Origin of the sequence: Bradyrhizobium sp. 521_C7_N1_3, assembly GCF_052075975.1 — a bacterium.
Taxonomy (GTDB): Bacteria; Pseudomonadota; Alphaproteobacteria; order Rhizobiales; family Xanthobacteraceae; genus Bradyrhizobium; species Bradyrhizobium japonicum.
The window spans coordinates 4,484,454-4,500,639 of sequence record NZ_CP197232.1 but is presented as its reverse complement, the minus strand read 5'-3'; the positions used below and the strand labels follow the sequence as shown (position 1 = coordinate 4,500,639).

Below are 16,186 nucleotides of genomic sequence, written 5' to 3'. Positions count from 1 at the left end.
CTGACAGCTTGCGCTCACTGTGCATCCGATCCTCTACGCCAACATCAATCGGATCGGCTCACTTAATCATACTGAGGCGTGTGCGAGCTGCCTCGCCTCACCGCACTTTCCGCAAGCGCGGGCCCTGTTGCGAGCGCGCCCGGTTTCGGGAATGTCAACGTCTCGGTCAGTTCACCGCGCACCATCGTCACCTCCCGGCGATGCACCGAGCGAAGTCGCCAGCCCTGATAGTCTCCGTCGAGCTTCAGACGTAGCGTGGCCTTGCTCGTCTCGTCGAAAAAAATTCCGAAACTCTGATCGCTGCCGACGACAGTTCCGACCAGCACAAGCCGCAGCTCGGCCGGCGGTGCGCTCGGCGGCATCGGCGGCGCTTTCGGCGCCGATACTGAAATCACGGGTGGCGGCGGCCGCCGCCGCGAGGCCGAGAAGATCGGCCGTTCGTTCGTATTCGGCAGCGCTGCGAGCGGAACTGACCAGAGCGGATTGCCGCGCATCGCCTCGCGCTTGACGGGATGCGGCGATGGCGCCGCGGGATCGACCTCCGGTGCCGACGTTGCGGGAGACTCCCAGAGCGGGCGGCTGGACGCGGGCTCGGTGAAGCCTGGTACGTCGATATTCGAAAAATCCGTCGGCAGCGCCGAGGTCGAGGCGGACACACCGAACAAAGGCGCCAGCACCAGCGCATGCCGCACCGACATCCACCGCGTCGCCTGATGCCCTCTCATGTTCCCCGTCATCGACCAGTTGATAGCAACGCGCAAGATTCTCAAGTCAAGAAAGGCGGCGGCCCGCGTGGGCGCGCCGAGGGGAGCAAGCTTATCGGTTGCCGATGTGACAGCCGTGCGAAGCGACGGTCACCTCCTTGATGCTTCCACGGCCTGTTGCGATTCCGGCACTGTGCGGCTCGGCATGGCTGTCGGGTGCGAGTATGATATTGTTGCTACATCGTCATACTCGCCAGCTAAAGTGTGGCATTGCTGTGATTGTGATGCGGAGACGTTGTAGTGCGTGGGGCCTTGTTGCGGGTGTTTTCCGCCGCCGCATCGTCCGCCCTGTGCGCGCTTCCGACAGCGGCACACGAGCGCAACGCAGTCGCGCTCGCCGAACTCCCGCCGGTCACCGTTGCAGCGGCGGACAATCAACATCCCAAACAGCACGCCCGCAGAAAACCGCCGAAAGACCGCGGTCTGAGCAATCAGGCGCCCACTCGCACGGACAGCCCGACCGAGAGTAGCGGTGCACCCGGCGCGGCGTCCGCCGACTCGCCCGCCTTGCAACCCACCGCCGCCAGTGCGATACGCATCACTGGCACAGAGGTGAACGCGGTCCCCTTTTCGCGGCCGGGCGAGGCGCTGGAAGTAGTGCCGGGCCTGATCGTCACGCAGCACTCCGGCGAGGGCAAGGCCAACCAATATTTCCTGCGCGGTTTCAATCTCGATCACGGCACCGATCTCGCGATCAGTGTGGACGGTATGCCCGTCAACATGCCGACCCACGGGCATGGGCAGGGCTACGCCGACATCAACTTCCTGATCCCCGAGCTGATCCAGTCGGTCAATGTCCGCAAGGGACCGTACTTCGCCGACCAGGGCGACTTCGCATCCGCCGGCGCCGTGGCGATCGACTATGCCAACAAGCTGCCGCACAACATCGCGGAGCTGACCTTCGGCAGCTTCGGTTACCGTCGCGCATTGGCCACGGGATCGACCGCCGTGGGTGCCGGCACGCTCCTGGCGGCGATCGAAGCGAACAAGTATGACGGACCGTGGGACGTGCCGGACGACGTCCGCAAGCTGAACGGCGTCCTGCGCTACAGCCAGGGCACCGCAACCGATGGCCTGACGCTGACGGCGATGGCCTATTCCAACGGCTGGAATTCGACCGACCAGGTCCCGCAGCGCGCGATCGACCAGGGTCTGATCAACCGTCTCGGCTCGCTCGATCCGACCGATGGCGGCACCTCCAGCCGCTTCAGCCTATCGAGCAACTGGGCGCAATCGAGCGCTTACGGACAGACCAATGTCAGCGCATATGTGGTGCGCTCCGACCTGCGGCTGTTCAACAATTTCACCTACTTCCTCGACAACCCCGTCAATGGCGACCAGTTCAGCCAGCTCGACGCTCGCACGCTCGGCGGCTTCGACCTGCGGCATTCGTTCGACTGGCGCTTCGGCGGCCTCGTATCGCAGACCCGTGTCGGCGTGCAGACCCGCTACGACGATATCCATGTCGGGCTGTTCAAGACCGAGCAGCGCTCATGGCTCTCGACCGTGCGCGATGACCGCGTGCAGGAGGGCAATGTCGGCCTCTGGACCGATACGACCACGCACTGGAACGACTGGCTGCACACCACGGTCGGCATCCGCGAGGATTTTTTCGCCGGACACGTCTTCAGCGATACGCCGGAGAATTCGGGCAACGCCCAGGCGTCGATGGCGAGCCCGAAGGCCGGTCTCGTGCTCGGCCCCTGGTACAAGACCGAGTTCTATGGCAATGCAGGCTACGGCCTGCACAGCAATGACATCCGCGGTGCGACGATCACCGTCGATCCCAACGACAAGACGACTGCGCTCGACCGCGTGCCGCTGCTGGTGCGCTCGCGCGGCGCCGAGCTCGGCATCCGCACCAGGGCGATCGAGGGTCTCACCAGTTCGCTGGCAATATTCGTACTTGATTTAGACTCGGAGCTGTTGTTCGTCGGGGACGCTGGCACCACGGAGCCGAGCCGGCCCAGCCGCCGCGTCGGCGTGGAGTGGACGAACCAGTACAAGCCATTGCCGTGGATGACGGTCGATCTCGACGTGGCCCAGACCCACGCGCGCTTCACCGATTTCGATCCAGCCGGGGCCCGCATCCCCGGCGCACCAGCGTGGGTGGCAAGCGGCGCAATCACCCTTGGTCGCGAGACCGGCTGGTTCGGTGCGCTGAAGGCGCGCTATTTCGGTCCGCGTCCTCTCATTGAAGACGACAGCGTCCGTTCGCGGTCGTCGCTGATTTTCAATGCGCGAGCCGGCTACAGGTTCGACAATGGCCTCCGGGTGCAACTCGACGTGCTCAACCTCTTCAATGCGCAGACCAATCAGATCGAATATTACTATCTGTCGCGATTGCCGGGAGAGCCCATCGACGGCGTCGCCGATCGTCACGTCCATCCGGCCGAGCCCCTCGCGGTGCGGCTGACGGTGGCCGCAAGATTCTGATCGCGTCTGACTTGCGGCACTAATTCCGCCACGCCGACCGACGCCAAGGTAACCGGTACCGACTGGCCGTCACAAATCCTGAAAAAATCTGACATGAAGCGGATGCTTCTGTCTGCGGAGACACGAGCGGCCGGGCGCGTTCACGGCAGGAGTGAGGGGAATGCAATCTGAGCCGGACAGCACGGCGATCGCTTCGGCACATCGGTTCACGCGCGTGGTCCAGGACGAGGCGGGTTTCGAGCGCACACGGCAGGCTGTGAACCGCGCGTGGGCGCTGATCCCGATCGTGACGGCGTCGGGCTTTGCAGGCCTCGGCTACGAGATCGTGTGGACGCGCCAGTTGAGCCTTGCGTTGGGCACCGAAATGATGGCGGTCCTTGGTGTCATTGCCGGGTTTTTCGGCGGCTTGGCTCTGGGCGCGTTTGCACTTGATCGGCTGATCCGCCGTTCGAGATTGCCATGGCGCGTCTATGCGATCCTTGAAGCCGTCATCGCCGTTTGGGGCCTGATCAGCGTTTGGCTTCTGCCCGCGGCTGGTCGGGCCTTGTCACCTCTGCTCGGCACCGAACCGTCTCCAATCCTGCTTTGGGCCGGCAGCCTGGCGCTGCCAACGCTCGTGCTGCTCCCTGCAACGATCGCCATGGGCGGAACCCTGGCCGCCCTGGAACGGATGATGCGGCAAGCGCGCGGCGAGGCTCGCGTCACGGCAGGTGTGTATGGCGCGAATACGGCCGGGGCTCTGGCCGGCACGCTCGCCTCCACATTCCTCTTGATCCCGGCGCTGGGGTTTTCGGGAACGCTGGTTTGCCTCGCCGGTGTCAACACGTTCTGCGCCCTGGCCGCGGTCGCGCTCGGATCGGCGGCGGGCAAAGCCGTTTCCGAAGAACGGCAGCCGCAACGAATTCGGGACTTGCGGCTCACGATCACCTTGTTTGCCACCGGACTGTTCGGAATCGCATTCGAGGTCCTCGTGGTCCGGCTAGCCGCGCAGGTGATGGAAGATACTGTCTACACCTTCGCCGGCCTCCTGGCGGCCTATCTGCTTGGCACCGCCGCAGGCAGCCTGCTCTGGCAACGGAGCGGGCGAGATGCGAATGATGGGATTCTGCGCGGCTTGCTCGCCGCGACGGCGTTCGCCTGCATCACGGCCGCGGCGTTTGCGCCTTATGCTGACCGCCTGGTCGAGCTCGTCTCGACTGCGGACGTCTTCGGCGAACTTGCCGTAGCCATCGCACTGTTCCTGGTGCCTGCAACCGCGATGGGCGCACTGTTCGGCCTGCTGGCGCAACGGGTGAGCAATCAGCGCGGCTCGGTCGGATCGGCCATCGGCATCAACAGTCTTGGCGCCTGCATCGCGCCGTTGCTGGCAGCGCAAGTCCTGATCCCGGGCGTTGGCGCGTGGACGGCACTACTTGCCGTTGCACTCGGCTATTTGCTGTTGCTGCCGCCTGGCCGCTTGGCGTTGCTGTGGTCTGTGGTACCTGCGATGCTTGCGTTGGTCCTGTGGCTCAATCCCGCGCCATCGCTCACGCGCGTGCCATCGGGCGGAAAGCTGCTTGCGGTCCGCGAAGGGCCGATGGCGACGGCCAGCGTCGTCGACGATGCCGCTGGTGTCCGCTACCTTGAGGTCAACGGACATTTCCGGATGGGCGGGACCAGCTCAACACGCTCCGACTATCGGCAGGCGATGCTGCCGCTGCTGCTCCACGAAGCCCCGCAGCGCGCCTTGTTCCTCGGCATCGGCACCGGCGCCACAGTGGTTGGCGGAACGCAGATGCCCGGCGTGAGCGTGCGCGGCGTCGAGCTGTCGCGGGAAGTGGTGGACCTGCTGCCCTGGTTCATCGATCCGCCGCCGGCCTCGGCGCCGCGGCTGACCGTGGCGGATGCCCGCCGCTACGTCGCCGCCGATACGGGCCAGCACGACGTGATCGTCGCCGACCTGTTTCATCCCGCGCTCGATGGCAGCGGCGCGCTCTACACGGTGGAACATTTCGGCGCTGTGAAACGCCGCCTGGCATCAGGGGGGATCTTCTGCCAGTGGCTGCCACTGTACCAGCTCGACCTGCCGTCGCTGCGTGCCATCGTCCGCGGCTTTCTCGACATTTATCCCGACGGTTCGGCCTGGCTCAATCACTACAGCGTCCGCACACCGATGCTTGCGCTCATTGGAACGCAAGGCGGCCGCCATCTCAATACCGGGACACTGGCGGCGCGGCTTGGCAATCCCGCGATCGCATCAGCGGTTCGCCCGCTCGGATTCGAGGCACCGATCGACCTGCTCGGTCAGTATCTTGGCGGCGCGCGCGCTCTCTCCGCCCTCGCCGGCGAGGGCCCGCGCAACACGGACGACTATCCGTTCGTGACCTTCGATGCGCGGCGCAATGTCCGGGCACTCAATGCAGCGCCCTGGTCATTGCTGCTCGCCATCATCAAGGACATTCGGCCCGATCCGAATGAGCTGCTCGCTGACGGAGCCGAGCGGGACGCGCTCGGCGCACGCCTTTCCGCCTACTGGGCCGCGCGCAACCGCTTTCTCGAAGCTGGCGCGTCCCTGCCGGGCGATCCCCGCGGCGCCGCCTTGATCGAGGCGGCTTCGCCAGGCCTCATCGACGCACTTCGCCTGAGCCCCGAGTTCGATCCGGCCTACGGGCCGCTGATGGGGATGGTAAGGTCCCTGCTCGGCACGGACCGCGCGGCGGCCGCGCGTCTGCTGCGCAAGATCAATGAGGCCGCGCCATCGCGTCGCGAGGCCAGGAACCTGCTGCTCCGTGAATTTGGCCTCAGGGACGAGTGATCGGCCGGCTCGCGGCGTGAAGTTGATGCGATAGCCCCAGCAGTCGAGATGATCGGGGATCGCGTTGAAAGCGATCGTGATCCTCTGCCCACCCGGATTCCGCGGCACCTCGTGGTAGAGGTAGCTCGGAAACAGCACGAGATCTCCCGGCTCGGCTTCCGGCAGGACGTACTTGCCCGCATTGAAAGGCCCCATTGCAGCAGTTCGCGTATGGTGGCGGAAGGAGAAGTCGGAGCCGCCAGGCGGCCGCACGAACACTGTCTTGCAGGACGGGTGCGAGTCGGTCAGATAAAAAATGCCGGAGACGAAGCTGTTTGCATGAGAGTGCAGCGTCTGGTTTCCGCCAGTCTCCAGCATGTTGGTCCACATCTCCTTGACGGTCCAGCGCAGCTCTTCGCCGAACAGCAAGACGCCGAACTCGACCAGTTTTGGGGCAGCAAGCTCAGCGATCTGGTGGAACAGCTCGTTGTCGCGGGGATCGGCAACTTCCGTGTGGAAGAGCTGGCCTGAGCGCAGATTGCCTTCGACCTTGGTGCTCCGGATCGCGGCCACGGCCGCTTCGTTCAGCGATGACGGAAGCAGCCGGGGCGAGCGCAAGAGGGGGATCGGGAAGAGCCGCTCGATCTGATCCATATCGCAATAGTCCACTTTGTTCTTGAAACGCAGGCGAACAATGCGCGCGCAAAGATGACGCTGCGATGACAGCGAGCAGCATCTCGAGGGTTTCGAAAACTGCTACTCGTGAGGCCCGAGCACTTTCAGCTTTTCGCCCGGCCGCAGCTCGTGGCGCCGTTCGCGCACCTCGTCGGAGGCACGCGCCGCCATGTCGATGCACTCGTCGAACTCGCCATTGCCGGCCTCAACCAGCGCCTGATGCAAGTGCCGCTCGGCAAAGTAGCGGGAGATATGGTCGGCCGGCAAAGCCGCCGCCAGCGCCCGCGCTTCCGCGACCGCAGCGTGGCAATCCTCCCGAGTCGGTTCGTCGGAAACGGGCGCGGCAGCGTCGGGCGCGGCCATAGCACACCCAAGGCCGGCAACGATGCCCAGCGTACAGACGGTGATACGAAGCAGGTACATGTCGAGGTGCGGGCCGAAACCGGTCCTCCAGAAAAGTGCGGCGGGACGCAATGATTGTTGCGTCCCGCCGGATGGTCTCACGTCCCGTTAGTGGTGGTCGTGATGATGATCGTCGTCGTGATCGTGGTCGTTGTCGGCGCGCTGACCGAGCCGCCGCGCCAGTTCGGTGTTGGTCTCGACCAGGAGTTTCGGCGAGCTTTCCGGCCTGATGAAGATCGGATTGGCGTAGAACCAGACGTTCGAATAGGCCTGAACGTCGTGGGTGACTTTCTTGGCGCCGTTCACCACCTCGAGGTGCGCCGGGCACGCCGGATCGGTGCAGCTGACCTGGGCGTTGTTGGCGTCGAGCAGCGGATTTCCAGCGGTGTCGCTGACATTCGGAGTCCCGTTCGGAATGTTGGTTCCGCGTGCGCGGATATAGAACGGCTTGGGTCCGGCGACGAACGTCGTCGTGAACTTCAGCCGCACGCCGTCACGATCGCGATGCTCGCGCTGCATCTGCGATGAGGGGATCTGCCGGGCTATGGTCGCCGACGAATTGTACACGATCGCCGCGCCGGCCGTGCCCGCGGCATTCGCCACTGCGTAGTTCGGCGCGCCGGGCGCAACGACGCCGGTGATCTGGCCGGTGATCAGATCGACGTGGTCGAGCGAGGGCTTGTTCAGCGGCTGCTTCAGGCCCAGCGACACCAGCAACGGATTGCCGAACGTGTAGGGACTGTTGTTTTCCTTCGGGACGGTCATCTCCATCTCGACAGTGATCTTTTCGCCGGGCCTCACGACCAGCGTCTCGCCCATGGTCTTCCAGTCGTCGCCGCGCGTCTTGGCGCGGAACACCAGATCCGGACCGATCAGGTCAGCGTTGACCGAGTAAGAGTTGCCCGAACGCATGCCGTCGACGACGTGCTGTGACGAGAACCGTCCGGCATTGGGAACATAGAGCTTGGTGTACTCGCCGGGGATGAAATCGGCCGTCGTGAAGGAATCGCGGGCGCCGCCGGCACCGCGGCTGTGCCAGTCGGAGCTAACATAGATGAAGAAGTTACGGCCTTCGCCCAGCAGTCCGTCCCAGAGTCCGCCAACCTTCGCGGTGTAGATGCCGGCCATGCCGTACGTGCCGCCGCCGACCGCGCTGGCGGTGTACGACCCGGATCCGCCATCGGCGCCGCCTTCGGCGAAGTGACCGGGCGATTCGATGCCGAACGCAACCGTCGGGCCCGCGTTGTTGAAGTCGCGGAAGTGCTCGATGTTGTAGCCGCGGTTGGCGGTCGCACTGAACGGCCCCTGGCGTTCGGTATGGGTCGGGATGACGTAGGATTGCAGCGGATAGTTGGTCTGCAACCACTTGATGCCCGTGATCGCCTTCTGGTGGCCCGCGGTACCGGTGTTGTTGACGTTGTCCTTGCCGAGCCAGAGCTGATTGCCGCCGGCGTCGATGACTGGGCCGATCGCATCGGTGTCGGCGCGGTCGAAGCGGTATTCGAATTCCGCCATCTTGTCCGCGTTGCCGGGTCCCTTCTTCCGGTGCGTCGGGTGCTGGCCGGTAATGACGGCGACGTCGGCGTGTTCATGGCCGGGCGCAATCCACTCGAGTCCTTCGATCAGCACCTTCTCGTACTGCGACGAGCGATTGACGATGGTCGGATACTCGATCTCGCGGATCGACTGCCAGCGCCACATCTGCGCGCCGGTGCCGCTGCCGTTTGGGGTGCCCTTCAGGCTGGAGATCGTGATTCCGTCGATGGTCTGGCCGAGCGTCTGGCTCCAGGTCGTTGTGGTCTGCCCCGGAAGGTTGGCGCTGGTGTCGCTGAAGCGGCAGTCACGGTTGCCGGAACCGCCGTGGTTGCCGAGCGTGAACCAGTCGAGGTCGAAATTGTTTCCGCCGGCGGACGCGGTGCCGCGCCCGACCGCGCGATCGATCGTATAGCCGGCGGCAACCGAGCCGTCCGTGCAGGTGTTGTGGTTGTGCATGTCACCGGCAACGTAGGGATTGCCGCGACGGTCGTCGCGCCCAAATCCCTCGGCTGCGGCGCTCTGAGTCAGCGCCAGGGATGCCGACGCAGCGGTCAGCAGGATCGTCTTGCCAGATGGAAACATTATCGCCCTCATTCAAGTCAGTTATCGCGAAACGATGGAGAGTCCGGGGATTGAGGATCAATGGCCCCAACCACGCCTGCGGACTCCTCGCAACCTCAATGATGACCAAAGTTCCGATACAGCTTCGTGAAAGATTTGTGTTTGCGTGGCGCAACGCTGCATTTTCCATGAGCATCTTGCCTCTCGCGCCTGCCCGTTGCATTTCCGCGCCGCGTGAGCGATTGAAGATGACAGATGAAACGCGCTGCCGCATAAAGCGGCGCTGCGTGCAGCGAGAGTTTGTGACAACCGCATGTCAACGTCGGCGACACCAGTAGAAGCGCAATCTTTTCCACCATCACGCACCGGGTCTCTGGCCGCGGGCGGCGATGTCGTCAGCGGTGCAGAGAAACGTTCGCTCGCCTCGACGCTTGCACGGTTCTTGCGCGAGCCGCTGCTGCACTTCACCCTGCTGAGTGCGATCATCTTCGGCATCGACGCCGTATTGCATCCGCCCGCCAAGGACGAGAAGGTCATCATCGTCACCAAGACGATGCGCCAGTCCTTCATCGACAATTTCGACGAGGACAAGGAACGCACCCCATCCGAGGCGCAGCTCCAGAAGATGATCGACAGCTGGGTCGCGAGCGAGATCCTCTACCGTGAAGGCAAGGCGCTTGCCGTGGACCGCGGCGACGAGACGATCCGCGACCGGATCGCCTACAAGATGCAGTTGCTGATCTTCGACCAGATCCGCGTTGCGCGCCCCTCGGACGAGCAGTTGCGCGTGTGGTTCGCCGAAAACCACACCCGCTTCGACGAGCCGGAGCGCGTTTCGTTCTACATCACTCCGCCCACGGATCAGGCCACGGCGCAGCGTCAGCTCGACGATATCGTCGGGCAGCGCGAATCCGAGGAGCTCCAGCATCTCACGCGCGCGATCCTCGCTCGCCCGGTCGCAAGTCTCACCGCGTCCTTCGGCGAGGATTTCCGTGATCAACTGCTGGCGATGCCGGAGGGCGAATGGAAGCTGCTGCAATCCAAGGACGGCTGGCACGTCGCCCGGCTGGATTCGCGGCGTCCCGGAAATCTCGCTAGCCTCGACAAGGTCAGGGATGAGGCCGCCAGAATCTGGCACACGGACGAGACTCGCAAGTTGGCCTGGGAAGCGGTCACGCGGCTAAAGGCGTCCTATCAGGTGCGGTACGAGCCGTGACGGCAATCCGATATCTGCGGCCAGCGCTGCTGGTCTTGACTTTGGTGCTGGCCGCACTCGTCCGGCCTTCGGCGCTGAATGCGCACGAGGCGGCGATGGGCGTGCTCGAATTCCGCGAGGTGCGGCCCGGCGCATTCGTCGGCCGCTGGAGCATCGAGCCCTCGATCGGCGCATCCCGGGTCGATCTCAAGGTGCCGCCCCACTGTTTTCTCCGCCTGCCCGAAATGAACTGTGGCCAGAAGGGGCTGGTTGGCTCGATCACCATCTCCAATCTCGGCTCCAACATGTCGGTTGTCCTGATCAGGGTCATCCCGATCACCGGGGAGCCGCGCAGCTACACCATTTCGACCGCCAATCCCGTCGTCTCCATTCTTGGCACAGGCGCCCCGACGCTCGAGGCGTGGATCGAGCTGGCGAAGACCTATGTGAATTACGGGATCGATCACATCCTTCTCGGCGCCGATCACCTGCTGTTCGTGCTCGGCCTGATCTGGATCGTAGGCGGCGGCTGGCGCTTGGTGAAGACGATCACGGCCTTCACGATCGGGCACAGCGCCTCGCTTGCTGCGGCAGCCTTTGGCCTGATCGGCGTGCCGGAACGCCCGCTCAATGCCTGTATCGCATTGAGCATCGCGTTCGTCGGAGTGGAAATCGTCAAGCAGCAGCGCGGCGAGATCGGACTCGCGGCCCGCTATCCCTGGATCGTGGCATTCAGCTTCGGTCTGGTTCATGGCATCGGCTTCGCGAGCGCCCTGGCGGGACTTGGGCTCGAACGCCGCCTCCTTCCTGCAGCGTTGCTGTTCTTCAACCTCGGCGTGGAGATCGGACAGCTTGCCTTCGTACTGCTCGTGCTTGCATTGATCTGGGCGCACCGACGGCTTGATGCCGTCGTGCCGCGCTGGGGCGAGGCCCTCCCGGCCTACCTCATCGGATCGGTATCGATGTTCTGGTTCTTCGGCCGTCTGGCGCGCGTGTTCGCCGCGATCTAAGCGAGAGTCGCAAACAATGTCTTTACGCATCCCCCGAGCCCTCGCGACCGCGATCGTTTCGTTCGCACTGATGCAGCCGGCTCTCGCACACGAGCAGACTGGCGTGGCGGGCGGCGTCGTCAGCGGCCTGCTCCATCCGGTCACCGGCATCGACCATCTGATCGCAATGGTGGCCGTCGGGATCTGGGGCGCGCAGCTCGGCGCCCCCGCAATCTGGATCCTGCCGATCACCTTCCCGCTCGTCATGGCGGTCGGCGGGGTTTTGGGCGTGCTGCATGTTCCGCTTCCGATGCCGGAGGTGATGATTGCCATCTCGGCCGTGATCCTGGGCGTCGCCGTTGCGGCCCGGCTGCGTCTGCCCTTCTCAGCTGCTGCCGTCGTCGTTGCGATCTTTGCGATCTTTCACGGTCATGCGCACGGCGCCGAGCTTCCGCGCGCGGCGAATGCGCTGGCCTACGGCGTCGGCTTCGTCACCGCCACCGGCCTCTTGCACCTGCTCGGCATCGCGATTGGCGCGTTGACGCGCTGGCCCGCCGGCGAGCGCGTCATTCAGGGACTCGGGGCGGGTATCGCGGGAATTGGCTGCTATTTCCTCGCACAGGGCGTCGGAGCCCTTGCATGAAGCTGAATTGCGCTCGCCTATTAATGGCCGCAGCGATGCTGCTGGCCGGCGCAAATACCGCCGAGGCGCATATCGTCGCGGCGCGCCTCGGCGATTTCTACATGGGTGTCGTACATCCCCTCACCGATCTTCAGGATGTCGTTCTCTGGACTGCGACCGGCGTTCTGGCCGGTACGCTTGGAGCCGCCAAGGGGCGCTGGCTCATCGTGGTGTTTCCGCTTGGACTACTGGCCGGGTTGTCTTTTGGACAGGTTTTCAGCGCGACTTCCACACAGCTTTCGGACGCGGCAATGATGCTCGCAATCGGCCTGCTGATCGCGGCAGCGGCGCAGGTGCCCACACTCATGCTGTGCGCGATTGCCTTCGCAGTCGCCGTGATACGGGGCGCTGCGAACGGCGCCGACCTCGGGCCTGAAGCCGACCGGTTGCTGTTTGCGGCAGGATTGGCTTGCGTAGGTTACGGGGCCATCACGCTGGCAATGGCGATGACCGCCGTATTCACGAATTCGGACGGCGTAGCGTCTTGGCGAACCATCGCCGTCCGCGCACTTGGAGGCTGGATCGCGGCTATCGGTCTGATGATGGCGAGCCTTCTTCTCACGTCATGAGAGGCCGCCAAGAACCCTGCCATGGACGACGCGGTTCGCGGCGGGCCCGCGGCATGGCAGCACGTGATTGCCGCCCGTTCTCCAGGTGATGCATTTGCACGCACTCGCAGAACCGGCCGCCTTTGCGCTGATCCGCGAAGCCGCATGGAACAACGCAAGACGATCGAGGAGCTTTCGACGGAGATCGCGGCAAAGGGCGCAGCGCAAAATGCTGCCGGGCAAATTGACACCGCGGTGGACCGGCTATCGATTTGCAGCTGGGCAGAAAGCTCAGCCAGCCCCCGCAAGCCGCTGCGGACCGGAGCCCCACGCTTGCGGTGGCGAACCATCTCGCAGAGATTGCCACGAGTAGACCGGCTAAAACGGTTCGAGGCTGACGGCGGGACAAAAGACCAACCGCGGCAACTCGGCCATTTTAAGCTTGTTTCGCAAACACTTAAATATTTATTTCCCTGGTATTTAAAATGTGCTCTAGCAGTATTCGGGGAATCCTCGTCGTTTACGATTTGTCGCCCACTGAGACATTCGCGTCCTGACGACCTCTCAGCGTTCGTCGCGCAAGACCAGTTGGATCATGCAACGAAATTCGATTTTTCATAAGCGCAGCTTCTATCGGCCCAAGCTTCAGCGACCTACAGAAAAGTCGGGACCGCCCTCAGTTCCGTTGCCGGTCACGATCATTTCCGGGATTTGCATGATCGCGATGATCGGCGGATTTGCGCTGCAGATCGCCGGCATCGACACCGGCCGTCCGATGGACCTCGGTGCAGATGGCTCCCTTCGCAGCCAAATCGTGCTGAGCTTGTGCTATTTGGTTGCGATTCTTCTCCTGATCTCGTCCAATTTCTGGACAACCGTTCGTCATAGCTGGCCTGTATTTATCCTTCCTCTGCTGGGCTTCCTATCAATGTTGTGGTCGCCAGACCCGCTGTTGACCCTGCGAAAGAGCGTTGCCCTGTCCGGGACCGTACTTTTTGGAATTGCCATTTGCTCAAAGTTCGGAACGGTAGGCTCGCTGCGTTTGTTCCTCTGGACGCTGTCCTCTATTATCGTTGCAAGCTTTGTCTGGGTCTTTGTTTTTCCTTATCAGGGCGTCCATCAGGCCACAGATGTTTTCCCTTTTGAGGCGGTCCACGCGGGTTCCTGGCGCGGGGTGATTGGCCATCGGACCGCCTTGGGGCAGCTGGCCGCGCTGTCGTTCGTACTCGTGCTCTTTTATGGCCGCGTTGCCTTCACAAGTTATGCAGTTCGCGTTGCCATCATCACTATCAGTCTGGTGTGCCTGTACGGAGCCAACTCCGGTGCCGCCTACGCCGTAGCGGGATTCATGCCCGTCCTGCTGGCCACACTCATGCTCGTGGGTCGACGCTCATTTCAAATACGAATAGCCGCATTGCCGTTCCTGACGCTTGCGCTTCTGATGATCGCATTATTCGGCGGCGACCTTGCAACGCTCACACTTAATGCTCTTGGAAAGGAGCCCGATTTGACGGGCCGAGTTCCGCTGTGGGGCTACCTGATTGGGCTAGCCGACCAGCGCCCACTCCTTGGCTACGGTCTCGCGGCAGGTTTTACCAAGATAGTATCACCTCAGATCGAAGGCATAGGATACGGTCAATTCCTCAACGCGCATAATGGCTTTATGGAGATACTAATTTCGTTTGGGTATGTTGGTCTCGCATTATGCTTGGTCCTGCTCGCCTGGCAATTTTGGATTGCGGCGCGACTTCTGATATCTGGAGATGAAGAGAAGTCGCACATCAACGCGTTTCCGTTGGCGATTTTCATTTATATGATTGGGGCCAACGTTGTAGAGTCCGCGTTTCTAGCGCCAAATAGCTGGTATGCGGTCTTGCCGGCGATGGCGATGGTGACGGCGAGCTCCGAGCTTTCCGCATTGAGACGGTTGGGCGCGCGTTCTAGATCGCTCAACAGCCCCCCGGACTGCTCAAGCGCCAGTACAGGCGAGAGCCTAAACGACGATTGGGAATTAGCTCCAACCGTGCCTAGCCGGCCGCCCGCTCCAATCAACTCCTAACGCCGGAAGGTCCGCCGAGATTGTCCAGCGGCCGTTAGAAAACAAATTTGCCTACGCCGAAATGTTCTCCGCTGGCCGCAGATATCAAAGCGGAGGCAGGTCGGACATACGCGGAGTCGTCGATAACCTAAGATTGGGCATTCCATTGAACGCTTGTCACTTTCGAGAACTACGGACGATGACGATGGGTATAGCTCTTGCCATCTGCTGCTCGGGCCTTTCCTCTCACGCGTCAATGCAGAAACCGCAGCTGAGCGATGGCCCTGCCTTCTCCGATAATCACAAGACCCTGGTCTGCTTAAACACATTTCAGCCGTTCGGATACGGCCTGTCGATCGGCCCCCCAGGATCGGCTGTTTACGACGAGGATCCCTTTCGAAACGGCGGCTCCGACCAAGCAGTCATGCCGAAATCGCGGCTCGCTTTGATCAACTCGTCTGGCTTTGACTGCCTTCGAATGGTGGTAGACGTTGGCGCGCTGATGTCGGCTCGCTCCGAAACCTTACTTGATGCATTAGTTGCGCAGATAATGATCGGTATTTCCCGGAGGGTAGACAGTGGACTGAGGGTCATAGTGGATATTCATCCCTTCCCTCGAGGAGCTCACCCGGTCTCCGGCTTCGCGGATGTCGATCTGCTGGATGGCGAGACCGGGGAAAAGTTTCAGCGCTTGATCCACGTCGTCAGCAAGCTTGCCATTTCCATCGGGGCGCGCTTTCCACCAGCTCTGGTTGCTGTCGAGCTTTTCAACGAACCCCCGTCGCCCACTTCATTCAACGGTCAACGCCCCTGGAACGAGCAAATTGAATTCTACTGGAAACAGATCCGCCTGATCTTGCCAACTCACACATTAATCGTGGCCGGAACCGGCTTCGCGGAGCTCGACGGATCGGTCAGCGGGGACTCGTCAGCGGGCGTTGTCAATTTAAGACCCGACCGCTTTGACGCGAATACCGGCTATGCGATCCACCCTTACGAGTCCGCCACCTTCACGCATCAAGGGTATGCTGGATTCTTCTCTCATGTCGGCGGCCTTGAGTTTCCTGCTGCAATGGACAGAGATGGTAAGCTCGCCGCAGAAAATACCTTTCGAAGAAACGTGGCGGCAGATCCAAATCTGAACCGCTCGGCAAAATCGCAACTAATCTACGACTTTCTGTATCGAACGGTTCACAGCTACAGCTTCGAGAAGTACAGGACAACCTTTGGCAATGCCGAGTTGTTGTTGAAGCGAATGAATGTCGTAAACACCTGGGCCGACCTTCATCGCTTGTCACGCAAGCAAATCATGAATACGGAGTTTGGCGTAAATCGCGACCAAGCTGGTTGCGTCGGAAAGGCTCCCTCGAAAAGCGCCTTCAATTTCGTCCGGGCGATACGAGACAACTCATTTGCAAGCGGCATAGGACTGATCACCATCCATCAGATGCAAGGCGATTGTTTTGCGATCTCTTCTGCAGCTCCTCCGTTCGCATTTGAGGCGGATATGCTGGAGGCCCTGAGGCTGCCCGGAAGGTAGGTTCTCGAAGAGCACTTAAACCTTGAGCGACCGAAGCCATAACTCGA

The 16,186-nt window shown here is 62.4% G+C and carries 12 protein-coding genes and 1 pseudogene; 9 read left to right on the top strand and 4 right to left on the bottom strand.

Going from position 1 to position 16,186, the window contains the following annotated elements; all coding sequences use genetic code 11:
- Positions 1-62 precede the first annotated feature (62 nt).
- Positions 63-725 (bottom strand): hypothetical protein, encoded by a 663-nt coding sequence (locus AB7008_RS20495; protein ID WP_441259435.1) that lies wholly within the window; start codon positions 723-725, stop codon positions 63-65.
- A 279-nt stretch (positions 726-1,004) separates the two neighbouring features.
- On the opposite strand from AB7008_RS20495, the gene AB7008_RS20490 reads away from it, so the two are divergent.
- On the top strand, positions 1,005-3,200 hold the full coding sequence (locus AB7008_RS20490) for a TonB-dependent receptor (protein ID WP_441259434.1): 2,196 nt from the start codon (positions 1,005-1,007) through the stop codon (positions 3,198-3,200).
- A 160-nt stretch (positions 3,201-3,360) separates the two neighbouring features.
- Positions 3,361-5,994, top strand: a complete 2,634-nt coding sequence (locus AB7008_RS20485; RefSeq protein ID WP_441259433.1) for a spermidine synthase — start codon at positions 3,361-3,363, stop codon at positions 5,992-5,994.
- Positions 5,995-6,009: 15 nt separating this feature from the next.
- Here AB7008_RS20485 and AB7008_RS20480 read toward each other — a convergent pair.
- The 3 genes and pseudogenes from AB7008_RS20480 to AB7008_RS20470 all read right to left on the bottom strand — a co-directional run.
- A pseudogene (locus AB7008_RS20480) lies at positions 6,010-6,627 on the bottom strand (putative 2OG-Fe(II) oxygenase); the annotation flags it as partial.
- Between the two features lie 102 nt (positions 6,628-6,729).
- Positions 6,730-7,122: a hypothetical protein gene (locus AB7008_RS20475; protein WP_441259432.1), complete on the bottom strand. Its 393-nt coding sequence runs from the start codon at positions 7,120-7,122 to the stop codon at positions 6,730-6,732.
- Positions 7,123-7,158: 36 nt separating this feature from the next.
- Complete coding sequence (locus tag AB7008_RS20470; RefSeq protein WP_441259431.1) at positions 7,159-9,168, bottom strand: hypothetical protein; 2,010 nt, start codon at positions 9,166-9,168, stop codon at positions 7,159-7,161.
- 292 nt (positions 9,169-9,460) lie between these two features.
- Between AB7008_RS20470 and AB7008_RS20465 the strand changes: the two genes are divergently transcribed.
- From AB7008_RS20465 to AB7008_RS20435, 7 genes are all read left to right on the top strand, one after another.
- Positions 9,461-10,363: a peptidyl-prolyl cis-trans isomerase gene (locus AB7008_RS20465; protein ID WP_441259430.1), complete on the top strand. Its 903-nt coding sequence runs from the start codon at positions 9,461-9,463 to the stop codon at positions 10,361-10,363.
- On the top strand, positions 10,360-11,352 hold the full coding sequence (locus tag AB7008_RS20460) for a HupE/UreJ family protein (RefSeq protein WP_441259429.1): 993 nt from the start codon (positions 10,360-10,362) through the stop codon (positions 11,350-11,352). The genes AB7008_RS20465 and AB7008_RS20460 overlap by 4 nt, the downstream gene beginning before the upstream one ends.
- A 16-nt stretch (positions 11,353-11,368) precedes the next feature.
- Positions 11,369-11,974, top strand: coding sequence for a HupE/UreJ family protein (locus tag AB7008_RS20455; RefSeq protein WP_441259428.1), 606 nt, complete (start codon positions 11,369-11,371; stop codon positions 11,972-11,974).
- Positions 11,971-12,582, top strand: a complete 612-nt coding sequence (locus AB7008_RS20450; protein WP_441259427.1) for a HupE/UreJ family protein — start codon at positions 11,971-11,973, stop codon at positions 12,580-12,582. The genes AB7008_RS20455 and AB7008_RS20450 overlap by 4 nt, the downstream gene beginning before the upstream one ends.
- Positions 12,583-12,603: 21 nt before the next feature.
- A complete protein-coding gene (locus AB7008_RS20445; protein WP_441259426.1) occupies positions 12,604-13,182 on the top strand; it encodes a hypothetical protein in 579 nt (192 codons plus the stop codon).
- A gap of 94 nt (positions 13,183-13,276) precedes the next feature.
- The gene (locus AB7008_RS20440; protein ID WP_441259425.1) at positions 13,277-14,620 is read left to right on the top strand and encodes an O-antigen ligase family protein; all 1,344 of its coding nucleotides are present in this window, start codon (positions 13,277-13,279) and stop codon (positions 14,618-14,620) included.
- 178 nt (positions 14,621-14,798) lie between these two features.
- A complete protein-coding gene (locus AB7008_RS20435) occupies positions 14,799-16,139 on the top strand; it encodes a cellulase family glycosylhydrolase (RefSeq protein ID WP_441259424.1) in 1,341 nt (446 codons plus the stop codon).
- Positions 16,140-16,186 lie beyond the last annotated feature (47 nt).

Bases quoted from the DNA above. Each gene is read 5' to 3' on its own strand.
- AB7008_RS20495 (WP_441259435.1), bottom strand. From the start codon at position 725: ATGAGAGGGCATCAGGCGACGCGGTGGATGTCGGTGCGGCATGCGCTG.
- AB7008_RS20485 (WP_441259433.1), top strand. From the start codon at position 3,361: ATGCAATCTGAGCCGGACAGCACGGCGATCGCTTCGGCACATCGGTTC.
- AB7008_RS20470 (WP_441259431.1), bottom strand. From the start codon at position 9,168: ATGTTTCCATCTGGCAAGACGATCCTGCTGACCGCTGCGTCGGCATCC.
- AB7008_RS20465 (WP_441259430.1), top strand. From the start codon at position 9,461: ATGTCAACGTCGGCGACACCAGTAGAAGCGCAATCTTTTCCACCATCA.
- AB7008_RS20455 (WP_441259428.1), top strand. From the start codon at position 11,369: ATGTCTTTACGCATCCCCCGAGCCCTCGCGACCGCGATCGTTTCGTTC.
- AB7008_RS20450 (WP_441259427.1), top strand. From the start codon at position 11,971: ATGAAGCTGAATTGCGCTCGCCTATTAATGGCCGCAGCGATGCTGCTG.
- AB7008_RS20445 (WP_441259426.1), top strand. From the start codon at position 12,604: ATGGACGACGCGGTTCGCGGCGGGCCCGCGGCATGGCAGCACGTGATT.
- AB7008_RS20440 (WP_441259425.1), top strand. From the start codon at position 13,277: ATGATCGCGATGATCGGCGGATTTGCGCTGCAGATCGCCGGCATCGAC.
- AB7008_RS20435 (WP_441259424.1), top strand. From the start codon at position 14,799: ATGACGATGGGTATAGCTCTTGCCATCTGCTGCTCGGGCCTTTCCTCT.